Annotated in this window: 1 protein-coding gene and 1 pseudogene; both read right to left on the bottom strand. The window is 72.3% G+C overall.

Annotated elements, in window-relative coordinates:
* Window positions 1-194 (bottom strand): annotated as a pseudogene (locus Y694_RS21605) (hypothetical protein); the annotation flags it as partial.
* A gap of 571 nt (window positions 195-765) precedes the next feature.
* Window positions 766-1728 (bottom strand): S49 family peptidase (locus tag Y694_RS21600; protein WP_036236583.1); only part of this gene is annotated, 963 nt, incomplete at its 5' end.

The following is a 1728-nucleotide window of genomic DNA, read 5'->3' as shown; positions in this document are numbered from 1 at the left end:
GCCACCGCGGGCCGGGCCAGCGCCGCCCACACCGCCCGACCGCCACGCGCCAGCAGCAGCAGGCCCAGCGGCAGCACCGACACGCCACCGATGACCGTGCCGACGAACCAGGCCGACCACAGCGAGCCGACGGGCGCGTCGAACTGCATCGACAGCACCGCCGCTCCCAGCGTGGCGCCGACGAGACTCGGCACGACGGCCCCAGCACCAGCGCCCACAGCAGCGCTCCGACCTGTTGGACACAGCGCGCGGGCGGTCCGGCCAGACGCAGCAGTGCAGCCGCGAGCGAGGCCTCCAGCAGATTGGGCAGCAGGAAAGACAGGCTCAGACCGGGCGCGTGCCCGCTGAACAGGTTGGCGGCGACATTGGCCACGGCCATCGCCAGCAGGTGCAGCGGCCATTCGGCGCGCCGGCGCGACAGCAGCACGACCGCGACCACCGCATTGGCATACCAGAGCGTGGCGACGCTGCCCGGCTGACGGGACAGGTGGATCGCGCCGTAGGCGAACACGAAGTGCAGGGCGGCGAGCAGCGCGAGCGAGGCCGCCAGCGACCGCTCGGGCCGCTCGGGCTGCGCGCGCGGGGTCGGTGGAAACCGCCGCTGGCCATCGGGTCGTTCGTCATCCTGCTCGGGGCCACCGCCCGGTCTCCGTCCATGCTGCGTCCGCGCGTGCGCGGGGGGGCGGGCGGCAAACGCCGCCCTCGGAGGATTCTGGAAGACTTGCAGGACGGTCGAAGCGCCGAACAGGCCGGCAATTCCGGCCGTCAGCGCAGCGACGGTCCCGCGAGCGCCTTGGCCGCGCCGGCGCCAACCGCGGCGCCGAAGCGCTTGGCCAGGCGCTCGGCCACGTTCTCCTTGGGGGTGTAGTCGATCACCTCTTCGGCCTTGACCACCTCGCGCGCCACGTAGTCCAGGCTGCCGAGCCGGTCGGCCAGACCCTGCTGCACCGCCGACTCGCCGCTCCAGAACAGGCCGGAGAAGGTCTCGGGCGCCTCCTTCAGGCGCGCGCCGCGGCCGTCCTTCACCACCTTGATGAACTGCTGGTGGATCTGGTTGACCATCGCCTGCGCATAGGCCTTGTGGGCCTCGCTGAGCGGCGAGAAGGGGTCGAGCAGGCCCTTGTTGTCGCCGGCGGTGATGAGGCGGCGTTCGACGCCGAGCTTCTCCATCGTGCCGGTGAATCCGAAGCCGTCCATCAGCACGCCGATCGAGCCGACGATGGACGCCTTGTCGACGAAGATCTCGTCGGCCACCGCGGCGATGTAGTAGGCCGCCGAGGCACACAGTTCCTCGCACACCGCATAGAGCTTCTTGTCGGCGTGCAGCCCCTTCAGGCGCCGGATCTCGTCGGTCACGAGGCCGGCCTGCACCGGGCTGCCACCGGGCGAGTTGATGCGCAGCACCACGGCCTGGGCGCCGGCGTCCTCGAAGGCGGTGCGCAGCGCGGCATTGATGCCCTCGGCGCTCGCCAGCGCCTCTGCGGCGATCTCGCCGCGGATCTCGATCAGCGCGGTATGCGGCCCGCTCGGCACGGCGGCATTGCGCTGCTGCGTGATCAGGGCCCAGGCGATGAGCGCGAAGATCACCAGCCAGGCGAGCCGTCGCAACGCGCGCCAGCGCCGCTCGCTGCGGCGCTCCTTCAGGAAGTCACGCGCGAACTCCTCGATCACGCGCCCGTCGACGCTGGTGGGCGCGGGGCCGCCGGCGGCGGCCGCGGGGGCGGGCGG

It is taken from the genome of Methylibium sp. T29-B, from assembly GCF_000576225.1.
Lineage (GTDB): Bacteria > Pseudomonadota > Gammaproteobacteria > Burkholderiales > Burkholderiaceae_C > Methylibium > Methylibium petroleiphilum.
The sequence above is the reverse complement of the archived record's forward strand: the minus strand, read 5'-3'. Positions and strand labels throughout refer to the sequence as shown.